Origin of the sequence: Hymenobacter guriensis (assembly GCF_015773195.1) — a bacterium.
Taxonomy (GTDB): Bacteria; Bacteroidota; Bacteroidia; order Cytophagales; family Hymenobacteraceae; genus Hymenobacter; species Hymenobacter guriensis.
In genome coordinates, this window is record NZ_JADWYK010000006.1 from 51,699 (window position 1) to 68,628 (window position 16,930).

A 16,930-nucleotide genomic window follows, 5' to 3' on the forward strand; every position below is an offset into this window, starting at 1 on the left:
TACTGGCAGTTGATGGGGTGGGCCGTTATGCCGGCTACCAGCGCGCCACTTTGCCGAATGCTTGCTAATTTGAGCGCCCAGACAGCTTTTTTACGCTGGCGCACTTTTATGAAACATATTGTTCCGGCGCTGGTGGCGCTGCTGGCAGGCTCTTCGGCCCTGGCCCAAACCTCTCCCAAGACCTTGCCCTACCCCCAAACCCGTAAGGTGGATACAGTCACCACGTACTTTGGTACCAAGGTGGCCGACCCGTACCGCTGGCTGGAAGACGACCAGTCGGCCGACACCAAAGGCTGGGTGCAGGAACAAAACAAAGTAACTCAGCAGTACCTCAGCCAGATTCCCTACCGCGACGCTATTCGTAAGCGCCTCGAAACGCTTTGGAACTACGAGAAATACAGCGCGCCTTTCAAGGAAGGCAAGTACACCTACTTCTACAAAAACACGGGGCTGCAGAGCCAGTCGGTACTTTACCGGCAAGTAGGTACCGGCGCGCCGGAAGTGTTTCTCGACCCCAACCAGTTTGCCAAGGACGGCACTACCTCGCTGGCCGGCATCAACTTCACCAAGGACGGCTCCCTGGCCGCCTACCAGATATCGGAGGGCGGCTCCGACTGGCGCAAGGTGATTGTGCTGCAAACCGCCGACAAAAAGCAGGTAGGCGACACCTTGCGCGACGTGAAGTTCTCGGGCCTGGCCTGGCAGGGCAACGACGGGTTCTACTACAGCTCCTACGACAAGCCCCAGGCCGGCAGCCAGCTAGCCGGCAAAACGCAGTACCACAAGCTCTACTACCACAAGCTCGGCACGCCCCAGAGCACCGACCAACTCATTTTCGGGGGCGAGAAAACACCACGTCGCTACGTAGGCGCCTCGCTCACGGAGGACGAGCGTTTTCTCATCATCAGCGGAGCCAATACCACCACCGGCAACGAGCTGTATCTCCAGGATCTGAGCAAGCCCGGCAGTGCCATTGTGCAGGTCGTGGACAACGAGAAAAGCAGCGTGGACGTGGTGGACAACGTGGGCAGCAAGCTCTATATCGTCACCAACCTGAACGCACCCAACAACCGCTTGGTAATAGTAGACGCGGCCAAGCCCCAGCCCGCGAACTGGAAAGACCTGATTCCGGAAACCAAGAACGTGCTGACGGTAAGCACCGGCGGCGGCAAGATCTTCGCCAACTACCTCAAGGATGCCACCACGCTAATTGAGCAATATGATATGAACGGCAAGAAGGAGCGCGCAATTCAGCTGCCCTCAGTGGGCACGGCCTGGGGCTTTGGCACTAAGAAAGAAGAAAAGGAGACGTACTACACCTTCACTTCCTACATCTTCCCGCCCACCATCTTCCGGTACGACATTGCCACCGGCAAATCGGAGGTGTACAAGAAAACCAACGTGCAGTTCGACCCCAGCCAGTACGAGTCGAAGCAGGTATTCTACACGTCTAAGGACGGCACCAAGGTGCCCATGATTATCACTCACAAGAAAGGGCTGGCGCTGAATGGCAATAACCCCACGCTGCTCTACGCCTATGGCGGCTTCAACGCCAGCCTAACGCCCAGCTTCGGCACTTCCACCATTGTACTGCTCGAAAACGGCGGCGTATACGCCGTGGCCAACCTGCGTGGGGGCGGCGAGTACGGCGAGAAGTGGCACCTGGCCGGCACCAAGCTGCAAAAGCAGAACGTATTCGACGACTTTATTGCCGCCAGCGAATACCTGATAAAAAGCAAGTACACCTCCAAGGACTACCTGGCTATTTCGGGCGGCTCCAATGGTGGCCTGCTGGTGGGCGCCGTGATGGCGCAGCGCCCCGAGCTGTTCAAGGTGGCTTTCCCGGCCGTGGGCGTGATGGACATGCTCCGCTACAACCAGTTTACGGCCGGCGCCGGCTGGGCCTACGACTACGGCACCGCCCAGGATTCCAAGCCGATGTTTGAGTACCTCTACAAATACTCACCCTACCACGCCCTCAAGCCCGCCAGCTACCCCGCCACCCTCGTCACCACCGCCGACCACGACGACCGGGTAGTGCCCGCGCACTCGTTTAAGTTTGCCTCGCGCCTGCAGGAAATGCAGAAAGGCCCGTCCCCGGCCCTTATCCGCATCGAAACCAAAGCCGGCCACGGCGCGGGCCGCTCCACCGCCCAGGTTATCAGCGAGCAGACCGACAAGTGGGCCTTCCTGTTCCAGAACATGGGCCTGACGCCTTACAAGACTCCGGTCAACTAAACCGGGCTATTGGTTTTCAGCAAACGAGCCGGCTTCTGTGGAGGCCGGCTCGTTTTGTTTACTGGTCACAGGAAAAGACCATACTGCTTACAGCAACTTCAGTAAATCGGCTGGTTGACTGATGCGCTGGGGAGCCTCCTCGGCCGGCACTTGGCCGAAGCCGTATTCGGCAAAAATGAACGATACTCCGGCCAACTGGCTAGCCTCAAAGTCGCTACGCGTATCGCCCACGTACACGGGCGCCTGCAGGTGGAAGGCCGCTACTACCTCTTTGATGTTCTCAGCTTTCGGCAGACCTTTGGTACCAAAGCACAGGTGTCCCTCGAAATACGGCTCCAGCTGGATGTGCTGAAAAAAGGCTTCGATGTAGCCCGTCTGACAGTTACTCACAATAAACAGGCGGTAGCGCCCCGCCAAGTTGCGCACCGTATCGGCCAGACCGGGATACGGGGTGCCTCCGTACTGCCGGGCGTGACGCAACTCCTCTTCCGCGCAAATGGCCTTGAACTCGTCGCGCTTATCGGGTGGCAAAGAGGGAAACAGCTTGTCGTACACGGCGCTGAACGGCTGCCCAGTTACAGCTTCCACATCGGCCACGGTCACGGAATCGGAAATGTAGTCGACGCTGCGGCTGGCTTGCTGAAAGGCTTGCGTAACGGCTTCGGTGGCATTCCACAGGGTGCCATCAAGGTCGAAAATGATGCTGTCTACGGGCTGATGCATAGGTTGGAAAACAAAGGAAATATCCGCCTTGGCAAAGGCCGACAGGTCGAACGATAGAGACGCAACACGTTGCGTCTCATCGGCTACGCTTGCGCTTCTCAGCAGCCACAGGAAGCTGCAGCTTCGTCAGAGGCCGCGGTAGCTGGAGCCGGGCCGCAGGGAAACAGGCCAAAATGCTGCTCCTTGCTGCCGAGCACCCGGAAGTGGGCGCCGTAGCGGGTCTGAGAAAGCATGTCGGCGGTGTTACCGCACACCAGCACTGGCCGCCCGGTTTCAAAGGTATGGTGGTCGTCGAGCACGAAGCGGTGCGGCTCCCCGGGTACGGTGCCAAGGTAGGTGGCCACCTGTCCGAAGTCTTCGCACTGGTCTTCGAGGTCGAGCTTGAAGGCACGTACGGTAAGCGAGTAGAACTTGATGTTGCCCACTTTCTGCTCAATTTCCTCGTTGTCGATAGACAGCTGGCGCTTGGCCGTGAGGCGGTAGTCGTGCACGCCCAGCTGGTGAAGTAGGCGGCGGAAGTCCTCGATGTACAGGGCCCCGCTCAGGCACTCTCCGTACAGCACCGGATCCTGGCGCAGGCTTTCGGGCACGCGGCGGTCGGCAAAGACGTCGGCAATGTACAGCTCGCCGCCGGGCTTCAGCACCCGGAATATCTCGCGGTAGGTGGCTGTTTTGTCGGTGCTCAGGTTCAGCACGCAGTTGCTTACTACCAAGTCTATGCTGTTGTCTTCGAGGCCGGCGGTGCGCAGGTCTTCGATGTAGCCTTTGCGGAACTCCACGTTTGGCTGCTCGTAACCGAACTGCGCGGTGTGGGCGGCTACGTGGCGGCGGGCCACGGCCAGCTGCTCGTCGGTCATATCTACCCCAATCACGTGGCCCTGCTCCCCTACCAGCTTCGAGAGCAGGAAGGCGTCGCGGCCCGAGCCGGAGCCCAGGTCGAGCACGGTGGAGCCCTCAATGGCGGCCGGAATGCACACCCCGCAGCCGTAGTATTTCTCCAGCACCTCGCTTTCCAGGGTAGCCAGAATCTTCTTGTGCGCGGCCGGGATGTCGTCGGTGCAGCAGGCGTTGGTTTTTAGGTCATGGCTGGTGCGCAGCTCGGTGCCGTAGTATTCCTGCACCTGCTGCTGAATGTCGTTTTCCATGATGAATGGCGAATAAGCGAGAGAAGGGTGGCCGGCTTACTCCACTAGTTGGGCGTAGAGTCGGGCCAGGGTGGCAGCGGGGTATTCACACAAACCAGGGTGCACGGGCGAAGTTTGCACCAGAGTGCTGCGCGTGGCCGTGAGCCACCGAAACCGCGAGGCCACCGGCAGTTGCCCGATGGGCCCGCCATGCCGCCGGCCCTGACAAATCCGCTCGAAAGAGCGCAGCCGCTCCGTCAAGTCATCCACGTCCAGCTCGCAATGGGTAAAGGCGCGCAGCCGAGCCTCGGGCACGCAGTAGCGGCACTCCAGAAAGCCCTGGGAAGCGCAGTACACGATGACGCCCACGTTGAGAAATTCTTCGCGCTCTACCCGCGGCACAATGCGCAGTACGGCGTACTCAAACAAGTGCATGGCGGGCGGTTGTAGCTTCCTGAACAAAGATTTCAGACGCAGCCAAGCGGTTTTCCAGGAACTGCACGTAGTTGGCGCGCTGCTGCTCGGGCGTGAGGTCGGGCTCCTGCAGCCACTCGTCGGGCACCAGGGCCACGATGGCGCGCAGGCGCTCCGAAGTGAGGCGGGCGTGGCCTTCGGCATCGGCCCAGGCTAGCTCGGCAGCCTGGGGCAACAGCACGTGGTCTTTCACCTGGGCAAACGGCCGGTTTTTGACCTCGGCCCAGCTCGGCCCAATGTGGTGCACGTACAGGGCCGCACCGTGGTCGATGAGCCACAGTTCCCGGTGCCACATCAGCAGGTTGGTGTTGCGGGCGGTGCGGTCCACGTTCAGGGTCAGGCAGTCGAGCCACACAATGAGCGAAGCCAGCCGGGGCTCGATGGTTGTCACGAGTGGGTCGAAGGTGATGGCGCCGCTGAGGTAGTGCAGGGCTAGGTTTCGGCCGGTGCTGGCACGCAGCAGGTCCTGAATTTCCTCGTCGGGCTCGGTGCGGCCAAAGGCTTCGTTAAGCTCGATGAACACCAACTCAGGCACACGCAGGCCCAAAGCTCGAGCCAGCTCACCTACAATCAGCTCGGCTACCAGCGCCTTCAGGCCCTGGCCAGCGCCCCGGAACTTCACCACGTACAGAAAATTGTCGTCGGCCTCCACCAAGGCGGGCAACGAGCCGCCTTCGCGCAGGGGCGTCACGTAGCGCGTCACGTTTACGGTGCGCAGCTCAGGAATATCAACCGGCATAAAGCGGAGAACAAGTGTAGCCGCAAAAAACGCACAATTCTGCCAGTTGTTCGGAAGCCGCCCCGCAACCCCACCGCCAAACCGCAGTACATTCACCGAAACAACCCTGATTTCCTTGCGCGCATGGCTTCCATCGTAACGCTCACGCTGAACCCCACTGTGGACAAAAGCACCACGGCCGACCAGATCATTCCCGACCAGAAGCTGCGGTGCGCGGCGCCCAAGTTCGAGCCCGGCGGGGGTGGCATCAACGTGTCGCGGGCCCTCCGGCGCCTCGGGGCCGACTCGGTGGCGGTGTTTCCGGTGGGCGGCCCCAGCGGCCAGCTGCTGCGGGAGCTCCTCACCCAGGAGCAGATTCAGCAGCAGCCGGTGGAAACGGTCGGCCGCACCCGCGAAAACTTCATCGTGGTAGATGCCCGCACCGGCCAGCAATACCGCTTCGGGATGCCGGGAACCGAGCTTTCGGAGCAAGAGCAGCAACAGGTGCTGACGACGCTGCGCAACCTGCCCACCGTGCCCGATTTCCTGGTTATCAGCGGAAGCCTCCCGCCCGGCGTGGAGCCCGAGTTCCTCGTGCGCATTGTGCGGGCGGCCAAGCAAATGGGCATCAAGGTGGTGGCCGACACCTCGGGCCCGGCCCTGCACCGTGTGTTGGAGGAAGGCGTGTATCTGGCCAAGCCCAACGTGGGCGAGCTAAGCAAAATGGCCGGCGTGGAAGAGCTGGATAACGAAGCGGTAGCTGGAACCGCCCAGCGCCTGGTGCGCGAGGGCAAGGCCGAAATCCTCGTGGTGTCGCTCGGGCCCCAGGGTGCCTGCGTCGTCACCCGGGACTCCACCGACCACGTGCCTGCCCCCGCCGTGAAAAAGCGCAGCACCGTGGGTGCCGGCGACTCGATGGTGGCCGGCCTGGTTTACGGCTTGTCTACGGGCTTATCGGTGCGCGAAACGGCCCGCCTGGGCGTGGCCTGCGGCACGGCCGCTACTATGAACCCCGGCACCGAGCTGTTCCGCAAAGCTGACGTGGACAAGCTCTACCAATGGCTCCTGCAGCAGGCCCAGCCCGGCGTAGCGGCGTAGGTCTAAACCAGATTGCTTGGTGAATCGGTAGTCCTTTTATAGCTTACCTCCTCGCTCAAAGTCTGCTCATTGAGCGACCCGGCTCCTGGTATCTATACTGCCCTCTCCAGTATGTCTTTCTATCGATTTGCGCTACTGCTCCTGTTGGTAGTAGCGCTGCCCGTTCACGGTCGGGCGCAATGGGCCGTAACAAACTGGATAGAAACCCGGCTTGATGAACACATGCTCGTTGAGCTACCCTACGTCACTTCAGCTGAGCGTGACAGCAAGACACCAGGTACACAGGTTTTTACCACCGAAACCGAAAACATTATTTTGATGGCAGGCAGTGTGGATTTACGCTATAATCCCAACTACAATCCTAATGGCTTCGTTACAGTTGAGTCTCTCAACAAATACTTTAACCGTCTGATTCGGCGTCAGTGCAAAGCGTTACGTCGGGAAGAAATCACCTTACTTACGCAGGGCAATCTTGTATTTGCTGACTCACCTGCCCGCGCTGCCCGTTTTATTGGTCGTGATGAGGAGCGCAATAAGCCCGTCTATCTTGATTTGATCTACCTCTGGCGAGGCGAAGTCATTTACTTCTTCGCCTGCGCCTACCGCCTGCCCGAAACTGCCGATACGATCAAAGACCGTCAGCGTTTTCTACACTCCGTTGTCTTTGATGGTTCAATACCTCCTCGGGAGTTCTAGCCAAGCGCTGTAGCTACTTGCTACTCCCCTACCAGCGCCTGCAGCTGCCGGGCATTCACTACGCCTGCCCCGCCGATGCCGTTGTTGAAATACACGTAGGCTTCCCGCACGGTGGGCTCGGCCTGAATCTGCCGGGCTACGCCGGCTAGAAACTCCTCCGAGTACGCCGACGTGTAGAGCTCTGGCACCCCGTGCAGGCGGTAGTACACCTGGGGCGTATTCACAATCACCTCATCTGGTAGGGTGGCGGGGTAGCTCTGGCCCACGAAGCTGATGCCGTGCCGGGCCAGGGTGCGGAAGATTTCTCCCGTCCACCAGCTTGGGTGGCGGAACTCCAGCACGTTGTGGAAATCGGGGTCGAGGTGCTCCAGGATGCGGCCCAGCAGCTCTTCCGTGTAGACGGCTTTGGGCGGGAGCTGAAACAGCACCGGCCCCAGCTTTTCGCGCAGTCCCTCGCGCACTGTGCCGTAGAAATCAGCCAGAATGGGGCCGCACTCGGCGTTGAACTTCTTATAGTGCGTCACCGGGCGTGGGGCCTTCACGGCAAACCGGAAGTCGGCGGGGCTTTGCTCGTACCAGCTTTCAAACACCTTCAGCTCCGGCATCCGGTAGAAGGTCACGTTTACTTCCAGGGTGTTGAACTGGGTGCAGTAGTAAGCAAACCATTTGCGCGGCGGCAGCCCCTGGGGGTAAAGCACGCCCTTCCAGTCGCGGTAGGAAAAGCCGGAACAGCCGATGTAGTAGGTGGGCATAGCAGATAGTGGAGGTGTCGGGCTTCTACGCAGCCGGCGCCCGGGAGTCGCTGAGGGCAATTCTAATGGCTGCCTACAGGGCTGAAAGTCCAGCCAGACAGGCCTCTGTTACTGTTGAGCCGCCAAATTCTGCACGCGACCAAGGCTACTTCTGTGCGTATGTTGCTGCTTACCACGCTTGAATAGTGCAGTTGGCGTCCCGATGTGGCGTATGCGGGCTTTGCCCTTCCTCCGACCTTCCTTCACCTTCTTACTTTCTTTCCTATGATTCTTCGTCTCGATGAGTTGGCGCTTGATTTGCCAAAACCCAAAAATCCTTCGGCCAACGACGCCGCGGCCATCCAGGAGCTGCTGGGCGGTAAATTCGGCGAGATGAGCACGCTGATGAACTACACGTTCCAGTCGTTCAACTTCCGGGGGCGGGACCGGCTCCGGCCCTTCTACGCCCTCACGTCGGCCATTGCGGCCGAGGAGTATTCCCACATCGAGGCGGTCAGCTACGCCATCAACCTGCTGCTCACCGGCGTGACGGAACGCGGCAAAGACCCCAAGCCGGGCCCCCTTTCCGATGCGGTGGATGCCCGCAACACCTACCACTTTCTGGCCAGCGGGCAGGCGGCCCTGCCCTTCGACTCCATGGGCAACCCCTGGACCGGCCAGTACGTGAACAGCTCCGGCAACCTGCGCCTCGACCTGCTGCATAACTTCTTCCTGGAGTGCGGAGCCCGGGCCAACAAAATCAAAGCGTACGAGATGGTAACCGACCCCTGCGCCCGCACCATGGTGGGCTACCTGCTGGTGCGCGGCGGCCTGCACGTGTATGCCTACGCCAAGGCCCTGGAAGTTATTACCGGGGTCGATGTAAAGAAAATCATGCCCGTGCCGCCCCTGTCCAACGCCAAGTTCCCCGAGGCGCGCAAGTTCATGGAGCACGGCTTGCACCGTCAACTCTACACCTTCTCGCCCAATGCCTACGCCGAGGCGGGCCTGATCTGGAACGGCCAACACCCCGAAGACGGCTCTCCGCTGGAAGTGGTGCAGGGCGCTATTCAGGGGGTGCCCTACCCCGTGCTGGAAGAAGAGCCCCAGCTTTCCTCGCCTGGCGAAGATGACTTTGACCCCGAAATGTTCAAGGACATTGCCAAGAAGCTCGGCCTGGCTGACGATTGGAAAAAACGCCACGGCTAAGCCGTCGGGTATATCCAGCTATTCCCAAACCGGGCCTGCTCCAACGAGCAGGCCCGGTTTTTTGTAGGGGCGGGGCTTGTCCCCGCCCACTACCAGCGCCGTCGGGTCTAACGACATGGGCACGCGGCGAACAACGGACGGGGGCAGGCCCGCTCCTACGGCCCCACCAGCGCCCGGAGCTGCCGGGCGTTGCCAATGGCCGAAGCATCTATGTCGTTGTTGAAGTAGCAGTACATTTCCCGGAGCGGCACCCCGGGCTCCTGCACCTCCTGCACCAGCCGGCGCAGAAACTCCTCGGGGTAGGGCGAGCGGTACAGGTCGGGTACCCCGTGCAGGCGGTAGTAGCCCACCGGCGTGGTGCACACCAGCTCATCGGGCAGCAAGGGGTGGCTTTGCCCGCAGAAGCTCACGCCCCGGGCCGCCAGCGCCCGGTACACTTCGCCCGTCCACCAGCTTGGGTGCCGAAACTCCAGCACGTTGCGAAAGGCCGGGTCCAGGCTGTCGAGAATGCGGCCCAGCCGCTCCTCGGTGTAGGCCGCCTTGGGCGGGAGCTGAAACAGCACCGGCCCCAGTTTCTCCCGCAGCCCTTCCTGCAGCGTGCCGTAGAAATCGGCCAGCAGCCCGGCCGTGTCCTTGAACTGCTTGTAGTGCGTAATCAGCCGCGGGGCCTTCACCGCAAACCGGAACTCCGGCGGACTGGCCGCGTACCAGCCTTCCGCAAACGAGAGCTGCGGAAACCGGTAAAACGTCACGTTCAGCTCCAGGGTGTTGAAGTGCTGGCTGTAGAACTCAAACCACCGGCGCTGGGGCAGCCTGTCGGGGTAGAACGCGCCTTTCCAGTGGCGGTAGTGGTAGCCGGAGCAGCCGATAAACCAGGCAGGCAGCATAGCAGAACCAGTAAGGGGTTAAGGCTTGCGGGTGCCGCGCACCGCCGTGTCGTGGCGGCCGGCCTGAACTAACAAGCAGCCAGCCAGCAGCAGCAGCGCCCCAAACCCCAGGAAAGCCATATCCCAGGGCAGCTTATCAGCGGTGTACTCGTTCACGTGGTGCAAGCCCAGCAGGGTATGGTTGATAATGCCTTCGACTACGTTGAAAAGGCCCCAGCCCAGCAGCAGCCCGCCCACCAGCGTGCGGCCCGACCACGGCACATCGGCCCGGCATCCGGCTGCCCACAGCAGGCGCAGTCCCACGGCCGTCATTACCCACACGGCCGCATGAAATACTCCGTCCCAATACATATTCACCTTGGCATTAATTAGGTTGTCGGGCGGGAGCTGGTTGGAAAGCATGTTGTGCCACTGCAAAATCTGATGCAGCACAATGCCATCCACGAAGCCGCCCAGGCCCGCGCCGAGCAGGATACCAGCCGCCAGCAGTGGCCCCCGGTGCACTAATTCTGAGGCTGTGTTAGTCATGCGTAGCGCGTAAACGGTGAAAATAGGCGCGGATATCGGCCGCAAAAAACACCCCCAGCCCTACCAGCACCAGCACCGCCACCGGCAACAGCAGTACCGCCAGATGCTGGGTGTAGTCGGGGCCGTGGATGGTGGCCTGCACGCGCGGCCGGCACACCCGGCATGCCTGGGCCACCGGGGGCAGCAGGAGCAGTAGGCCGCCGGTTAGCAGCAGAAGCTTCATAGCAGATGATGCACGTTTCAGCAAAGCGCCGCTCCCACACGGGGTTGGCGCTGGTAGAACGCAGCCCTTACCTGCCAGGTTAAGGTCGAGCCTGCTGGGCACTCCCCAGAGCTCAGGGCAAGAAACTCAGCCAGCTTAACCCGACAATCAGCCAGTATATTGGCCCCAGCTTGGCCTTTCGCTTATCACCGCCCATGAAATTCCTGCTTGCCTTTTCCCTGCTAGCGGCCGTTGCCCCGAACAGCAGTTCGCCCGGCCCCGACAAAGTCGTGTACCAGTCGGCCGATTTAACCATCACCCAGGTGGCCCCGAACAGCTATGTGCACACCTCGTTTCTGCAGACCGAAACCTTCGGCAAGGTACCCTGCAACGGCCTGGTGGTGAGAAGCGGCGCGGAAACCGTGGTGTTCGACACGCCCACTGGGGACAAAGAATCCGGGGAGCTGATTGCCTGGATAACTGGGGAGCTGCACTGCCGGGTGAAGGCGGTAGTGCCTACCCACTTCCACGAAGACTGCGTGGGCGGGCTGCCGGAATTCCAACGTCATAACATCCCCTCCTACGCCCACAAAAAGACCATTGCCTACGCCCGGCAACATAAGTTCAACGTGCCCCAGCATGCGTTTACCCGCCGCCTTGCCCTGCGCGTGGGCACCGCCAAAGTGTACACCACATTTTTCGGCGAAGGCCACACCCGCGACAACGTGGTGGGCTATTTTCCCACCGACGAAGTGCTGTTCGGAGGTTGCCTCATCAAGGAGCTGCAGGCCGGTAAAGGCAACCTGGCCGATGCCAACGTGTCCGCCTGGCCCGCCACCGTAGCCCGGGTAAAGCAGGCCTACCCCAGGCTGCAGGTGGTGGTGCCCGGCCACGGCGCTGTGGGCGGCCCCAGCCTGCTCGACTACACCATCCAGCTGTTTCAGCAGCCCTGATTTCGCGGGTTCTGGCCGCTACCGCGGCGTCATCCTCGGGGCTGCGCTAGTGAAATTTTCCCGCCTAAAAGGCCCCCGGCTCGTACGCACAGCCCGCCCTGCACCTGCCCGCCCAAACCACGCCGTACCACTCCCGGCGGCAGGATTGCCGGAATCGGGCCTACCTTGCGGCCGGATTGCCCGGAGCAAAAACACCTGGCCGGTTGAAAATCCCATTCAAGTACCCAACACAGAGAATATGGCTTCAGGGTTTTTCGCGCTGTTAGATGACATTTCCGCCCTGGTAAAAGCCAGTGCCGCCAGCTTAGACGACGTGCCCGCCCAGATTGCCAAAACCACCGGCAAAGTTTCCGGCATCGTCATCGACGATACCGCCGTTACGCCCAAGTACGTGGTAGGCCTCGACCCCTCCCGGGAGCTGTCCATAATTTACCGGATTGCCAAAAAGTCCCTGATCAATAAGCTGTTCATCCTGAGCCCCGCCGCCCTGGTGCTTGGGTATTTTGCACCCTGGGCCATTACGCCCATCCTCATGCTGGGCGGCGCCTACCTGTGCTTTGAAGGGTATGAGAAGGTGCATGGCATGTTCAGCCAGCACCCCGAGGTGCCGGCCGAAATGGAGCAGCTCCAAACCATTACTCCCGAGGAGCTGGAGCAGGAACGGGTGGCCGGGGCCGTGCGCACCGATATCATCCTCTCGGCCGAAATCATGGCCATAGCCTACAGCCAGGTCACGGGCCAGCCCCTGGTCAACCAGATTGCCGTGATGCTGGCCGTGGCCGTGTTCATTACCGTGGCCGTCTACGGCTTTGTGGGCCTCATTGTAAAGGCCGACGACATCGGCGTCCACCTGGCCCAGGACAAATTCCACCCTGGCACCCAGAAATTCGGGCACGGCCTCGTCCAGTTCATGCCCCACTTCCTGAACCTCCTCAGCTACGTGGGCACCGCCGCCATGCTGTGGGTAGGCGCCGAAATCATTGCCCACGGTATTCCATTCACCGCTCATCTGCTGCACGATCTGGAAGTTTCCTTAGCCCATTTGCCCATTGTGGCCTGGCTGGCCAAAGCCCTGTCCTGCGCCCTGGGCGGCTTGCTGATTGGGTACGTGGTAGAAAAGCTGGTGCTGCTAGCCAAGAAGCTGTTCGGCAAAGGCAACAAGGAGCAAGCGGCCTAAGCAGATTCTTGCAGCTTTTATGCTTTGTTGCTCCTATCCCCTAGATTTATTTATCCGGTTACAATAAAAACCCTGAGCACAGCTTTGTATAGCTGAAAGGCTATGCTACTCCGCATCTTTACCACCGGCTGGCCGCTGGGCTCAATGTCATGTAGCGCGGTGTGCCAAACCGGCAACTGTGCCCCTACCGGTTCGGCCTACACTGCCGGCTCGCACTTATTCGGTTACGCCTTTTACACAATCGGAAAAGCCTCAAAATCTTACGACTTCTAAGTATTCTCATTCAATTTTTCATCTATATCCTTCCTGCTCGTATGCGCTTCCGCCTCCTATTGCTCGTTTTTGCCGCTTTGTTCTGCGTCCGTATGGCACAAGCTACCACCTGGGACGAACCCTGGCAGGATCAGGTGGTCAAGGGTGCTGACCATTTTGTGCTGGCAAAAGTCACGGAGCATGATGAAAAGAAAGGGCTTACCGTTACGATACTCCGCTCCCTGGACGGCAGCAACCTGGCGGGCTCTATAGCCATTACCGACTTCTACCTGCTGGATATCTGTAGCACCTCCGGCGGGCATGGTCCCGAGTTTCATGTCGAGAAAGCCGACACCTGCTACTTCTTCCTGAAGAAGAACCCGCAAGGCACCTATAGCCTTGCCACGCCCACCACGGGCTTTGCGACGGTGCGCCAGAACAAGGTGGCCGCTACTTACCGCCACAGCTACCACCAGGCCCTAGTGCCCCAAGCCGTGTACGAACCCACCATGACGGCCATTTTCAACCACTACCACGGCAAAAGCTACGATGCAACCTTTATCAAAAGCTTCCTAAACCAAACCCTGGCGCTGCCGCCCGCTACCATCAACGAGGAAAGTATGGCCACCTTCTTCTTGCAGCACGCGGCCCTGGAAACCATTTACCACCTAGGCCTGACGGACTTTTATGCCCTGGTGCAGCCTTTCCTGCGCGACAGCCAAAACTTCCACGCCCAGATAAGCGCCGCCCGCGCCCTCACCCCTACCAACACGCCCGAGGCCAAGCAGCAGCTCCTGGCCTTGCTCAAGGACAAAACCACCACGGATTTCACCAAAACCGTAGCCGTCTGGACGCTGGCTGCTTACAAACCAATCGAGCTAAAGCCTGAGCTACAGAAATTAGCGAAACACGCCTCAACCGAAGAAAACGGCTTTGGAGGCAACATCATGGACCCCAGGGTATGTACGCATATGCCCTCCGTGAAAGACGCCTTGGCTAAGTTAACAGAACAGCTTTAGCCCTTACGGTTAGGGTGCCTAGCCGTTAACCCCATCGCTACACCTCCCCCTTTCGCGCAAAAAGTCCGCCGACCGAACACCAAAAGTCCGACCTGCGGATTCCAAAAGTCCGATGTGTGGGCGCAGTCGTCGCGGGTCTGGTCCCGATTGTCGCGGGTTAAGATTCAATCGATGCGGGTCTGTATTCACTCGTCGCGGGTCACGCCGCAGTCGTTGCGGGCCAAGATTCACTCGATGCGGCCTTAGATTCAGTCGTTGCGGGTCCGGATTCAGTCGTCGCGGGTGTCGCCCCGGTCGTCGCGGGTCCAGATTCAATTGTTGCGGGTGCCGCCACAACTTTTCCGCCGCCCGCACCTGGAAATATCGCGGGAATCCGGTATTCTTATACGAAAGCTGTTCAGAAAGCCTGCTTTTCCGCTTGGTTTGTCATCCTGAGCGCAGCGAAGGACCTTGTCACGCTTGAACGATTTGTTCTAACGGGATAAGGTCCTTCGCTGCGCTCAGGATGACAACCACTTTTGACTTCTAAACAGCTTCACCATTACCCCGCCGCTAGCGAACTACCCCTATTGCTTCAGTGCCAGCCGCATCCCTCATTTCCCTACTTATACCCTCGTTATGCTTACCGCCAAACAAGACAACCGCCTCACGGCCGCCGAAAACGTATCCGCCGCCCTGGCCGAGGCTGCCCCCACCTACACCGCCGACAAGGCCCTGCAGAAAGTCCGCACCGACCTCGACGCCCTGCTCGCCGCCCTCAAGCCCCTGCGCCAGCAAGGCCTGCGCACCGCCAGCCAAGGCGCCTCCAAAACCAAAAGCCAGCGCCGCCACCTGCTAGCCACCGCCGCGGCCGAAGTAGCCGGCGACGTGTACAGCTACGCCACCGACCAGCAGAACCGCACCCTGCAAACCAGCGCCGACTACAACTACTCCACCCTCTTTAAGCTGCGCCCCACCGCCCTCGCCGATCTGGCCCAGCACATCTACGACGAGGCCACCACCCACAAAACCGCCCTCGCCGACTACGGCCTCACCCCCGCCCGCCTCACCGAGCTGCAAACTGCCCTCACCAGCTTCAACGGCGGCAAAAACGACCCGCGCCAGCAAATCAGCGAGGGCAAAGCCGCCCGCCTCGCCATCAAAGCCCAGTTCGCCCAGCTCGCCACCCTACTCGAAGACCGCCTCGAACGCAGCCTGCGCAAGTATGCCCGCTCCGCCCCCGCCTTCTACCAGCGCATCCAGGCCGCCCGCATCGTAGTAGACCGCCCCGGCAGCCACAAAAGCAGCGAAGAGACGCCGGAGCAGCCAGGGTAATGGGCAGTAGCATCCGCCGCCTCAGCCACCTGCCATCCTGAACGCAGCGAAGCGGAGTGAAGGAACTCACCCGCTTCGCTGCGTTCAAATTTTAGGAGTCATACCCCTTTGGAAAGAACTGAGAACATGTTTTGTATATATCCATCGTCGATAGCCGATTTATTGAGCGCATAGAAATTTACCATAAACCTTAAATAGCTTTCATGTTTACAGCAAACAAACCTTTTAGCTAAATGCATTTGCATTAAATCTTTATCAATAGAAAACGAGTCCGGCAGCTGTTTTACACGAGGCACCTGTGAATACACTATTGTCCTTTGTGCAGAAAGAGGTAAAATAAAGTCACCCTCAAATATTTTATTAATGCTATTTGGGTTAAAGATAATTGGGAAATCTCCTAGTATTGGAAAACCACCGTCTTGATATAAGATATTCCATTTTGATGTATCGTAATCGACGTTGGTAAGTTCCCCCATACCCATTGCGGCCATAAGTGGCCTAACTGTTTTTTGCACAAATGGATGATCCATCATCATAGCTTCGATTTCGGCACGTCTTTCTTCTGAACCACCTCTAACAGAAAAACCAAAGTCCTTAATAGACATTCTACCTATAATCTTATTATACACGTCGTCTAGAGCTGGATTGCGCCATCTCATTATTTCAACAAAGAACTTTAGCCTTATAATTACATCAGCATTAAGTACATGGTCCGTTGGCCCAGATTTTTCTATTGTTGATATAACAGGCGCCAAAGTTGACTCTATATGCGAATACATATGCTCCAACAACAAAACCCGCTCACCATTTATATCAATAGCATTTTTATTCTTTTCATAAAATTCATGCTCAGGTCTACTCCGTCTAAATATTTTTAATTCTTTATCATATATAAAGAAAAAACCTTTTTTATCCACAAAACCACGCAGATAAAACTGAGGAAGATAATGATGTTTCTTTGAGTTATTTGACATGACAAGCTATTTTTTTACAAACAAAGCAACAATAGCAATTTAAACTTTTTATATTTTCTTTACTTACTTGAGTTAATCATTAATTATGGGAGCTTTTGTTTTGTAGTATTGTATCTCTTCTCATGTTAAACCACCCCGCTTGCGTAGCTTGCCCCTACCTCATGCGCCAGATCTGACTACGTGTTATAAGCGGCGACAACTGGTAATAAAGTCTTCCACGAACATGAAAAAAGCCGCCCTAAGCTGAGCGGCTTTTTGCTTGAGTAGAGGTCAAGATTACCACTCCCGCTCTCTCAGCGCCTCTTCAATATCAATGTCAATGTTGAAATGAGCGAGGACCCGCTCCACAGTTTCCGCTATCGATTCACGGGCACCCGTTTCAATCTCGCTATCATGCTCCTCAAAATCCTCTTGTAGCTCGTTGATCTTAGAAGTCATCTGATCAAGCTTATCCTGCACCTTATCAGGGTCAGTGCTATCCTTTTCCAGGTAGACTACTACCTTCTGAATAGCTGCTTTTACCTTATCCACCTGCTTGGCAGGGAAATAATCATCCTCATACATCTCAGGAAGAAACTGGAAGTCGGCAGGGAGCTTAGTAGCATTCATCAGT

At 58.5% G+C, this 16,930-nt stretch carries 18 protein-coding genes; 8 read left to right on the plus strand and 10 right to left on the minus strand.

Annotation, left to right across the window (positions count from 1 at the left end):
• Window positions 1-108: 108 nt before the first annotated feature.
• Window positions 109-2,238, plus strand: a complete 2,130-nt coding sequence (locus tag I5L79_RS11385) for a prolyl oligopeptidase family serine peptidase (RefSeq protein ID WP_196955180.1) — start codon at window positions 109-111, stop codon at window positions 2,236-2,238.
• Between the two features lie 87 nt (window positions 2,239-2,325).
• On the opposite strand, the gene I5L79_RS11390 is transcribed toward I5L79_RS11385, so the two are convergent.
• The 4 genes from I5L79_RS11390 to I5L79_RS11405 form a co-directional block, all read right to left on the minus strand.
• A complete protein-coding gene (locus I5L79_RS11390) occupies window positions 2,326-2,961 on the minus strand; it encodes an HAD family hydrolase (RefSeq protein WP_196955181.1) in 636 nt (211 codons plus the stop codon).
• A 98-nt stretch (window positions 2,962-3,059) separates the two neighbouring features.
• On the minus strand, window positions 3,060-4,106 hold the full coding sequence (locus I5L79_RS11395) for a methyltransferase domain-containing protein (RefSeq protein ID WP_196955182.1): 1,047 nt from the start codon (window positions 4,104-4,106) through the stop codon (window positions 3,060-3,062).
• Between the two features lie 36 nt (window positions 4,107-4,142).
• A complete protein-coding gene (locus I5L79_RS11400) occupies window positions 4,143-4,520 on the minus strand; it encodes a DUF3037 domain-containing protein (protein WP_196955183.1) in 378 nt (125 codons plus the stop codon).
• Complete coding sequence (locus I5L79_RS11405) at window positions 4,507-5,298, minus strand: HipA family kinase (RefSeq protein WP_196955184.1); 792 nt, start codon at window positions 5,296-5,298, stop codon at window positions 4,507-4,509. Before I5L79_RS11405 ends, I5L79_RS11400 begins: the two co-directional genes overlap by 14 nt.
• 123 nt (window positions 5,299-5,421) lie before the next feature.
• Between I5L79_RS11405 and I5L79_RS11410 the strand changes: the two genes are divergently transcribed.
• Window positions 5,422-6,375 (plus strand): 1-phosphofructokinase family hexose kinase, encoded by a 954-nt coding sequence (locus I5L79_RS11410; RefSeq protein ID WP_196955185.1) that lies wholly within the window; start codon window positions 5,422-5,424, stop codon window positions 6,373-6,375.
• A gap of 111 nt (window positions 6,376-6,486) precedes the next feature.
• Window positions 6,487-7,071, plus strand: coding sequence for a hypothetical protein (locus tag I5L79_RS11415; protein WP_196955186.1), 585 nt, complete (start codon window positions 6,487-6,489; stop codon window positions 7,069-7,071).
• Window positions 7,072-7,091: 20 nt separating this feature from the next.
• Here the strand turns inward: I5L79_RS11415 and I5L79_RS11420 are convergent, their stop codons facing one another.
• On the minus strand, window positions 7,092-7,823 hold the full coding sequence (locus I5L79_RS11420) for a DUF72 domain-containing protein (protein WP_196955187.1): 732 nt from the start codon (window positions 7,821-7,823) through the stop codon (window positions 7,092-7,094).
• 264 nt (window positions 7,824-8,087) lie between these two features.
• On the opposite strand from I5L79_RS11420, the gene I5L79_RS11425 reads away from it, so the two are divergent.
• Window positions 8,088-9,011: a manganese catalase family protein gene (locus tag I5L79_RS11425; protein ID WP_196955188.1), complete on the plus strand. Its 924-nt coding sequence runs from the start codon at window positions 8,088-8,090 to the stop codon at window positions 9,009-9,011.
• Between the two features lie 155 nt (window positions 9,012-9,166).
• On the opposite strand, the gene I5L79_RS11430 is transcribed toward I5L79_RS11425, so the two are convergent.
• The 3 genes from I5L79_RS11430 to I5L79_RS11440 are packed head-to-tail and all read right to left on the minus strand — an operon-like array spanning window position 9,167 to window position 10,649.
• On the minus strand, window positions 9,167-9,898 hold the full coding sequence (locus I5L79_RS11430) for a DUF72 domain-containing protein (RefSeq protein WP_196955189.1): 732 nt from the start codon (window positions 9,896-9,898) through the stop codon (window positions 9,167-9,169).
• A gap of 18 nt (window positions 9,899-9,916) precedes the next feature.
• Window positions 9,917-10,426, minus strand: coding sequence for a DUF2243 domain-containing protein (locus I5L79_RS11435; RefSeq protein WP_196955190.1), 510 nt, complete (start codon window positions 10,424-10,426; stop codon window positions 9,917-9,919).
• Window positions 10,419-10,649: a hypothetical protein gene (locus tag I5L79_RS11440; protein WP_196955191.1), complete on the minus strand. Its 231-nt coding sequence runs from the start codon at window positions 10,647-10,649 to the stop codon at window positions 10,419-10,421. The genes I5L79_RS11435 and I5L79_RS11440 overlap by 8 nt, the downstream gene beginning before the upstream one ends.
• Before the next feature lie 194 nt (window positions 10,650-10,843).
• Between I5L79_RS11440 and bla the strand changes: the two genes are divergently transcribed.
• The 4 genes from bla (at window position 10,844) to I5L79_RS11460 (ending at window position 15,343) form a co-directional block, all read left to right on the plus strand.
• Window positions 10,844-11,581: a subclass B1 metallo-beta-lactamase gene (gene bla, locus I5L79_RS11445; protein WP_196955192.1), complete on the plus strand. Its 738-nt coding sequence runs from the start codon at window positions 10,844-10,846 to the stop codon at window positions 11,579-11,581.
• Between the two features lie 238 nt (window positions 11,582-11,819).
• Window positions 11,820-12,758, plus strand: coding sequence for a DUF808 domain-containing protein (locus I5L79_RS11450; protein WP_196955193.1), 939 nt, complete (start codon window positions 11,820-11,822; stop codon window positions 12,756-12,758).
• Between the two features lie 365 nt (window positions 12,759-13,123).
• Window positions 13,124-14,029 carry a hypothetical protein gene (locus tag I5L79_RS11455; RefSeq protein ID WP_196955194.1) on the plus strand — a complete coding sequence of 302 codons (906 nt, stop codon included), beginning with the start codon at window positions 13,124-13,126 and terminating at the stop codon, window positions 14,027-14,029.
• 618 nt (window positions 14,030-14,647) lie between these two features.
• Window positions 14,648-15,343, plus strand: coding sequence for a hypothetical protein (locus I5L79_RS11460; RefSeq protein ID WP_196955195.1), 696 nt, complete (start codon window positions 14,648-14,650; stop codon window positions 15,341-15,343).
• A 98-nt stretch (window positions 15,344-15,441) separates the two neighbouring features.
• Here I5L79_RS11460 and I5L79_RS11465 read toward each other — a convergent pair whose 3' ends face one another.
• Together I5L79_RS11465 and I5L79_RS11470 are read right to left on the minus strand one after the other, a co-directional pair.
• Complete coding sequence (locus I5L79_RS11465) at window positions 15,442-16,317, minus strand: DUF4238 domain-containing protein (protein WP_196955196.1); 876 nt, start codon at window positions 16,315-16,317, stop codon at window positions 15,442-15,444.
• 276 nt (window positions 16,318-16,593) lie between these two features.
• Window positions 16,594-16,926 (minus strand): DUF5713 family protein, encoded by a 333-nt coding sequence (locus tag I5L79_RS11470; protein ID WP_196955197.1) that lies wholly within the window; start codon window positions 16,924-16,926, stop codon window positions 16,594-16,596.
• Window positions 16,927-16,930 lie beyond the last annotated feature (4 nt).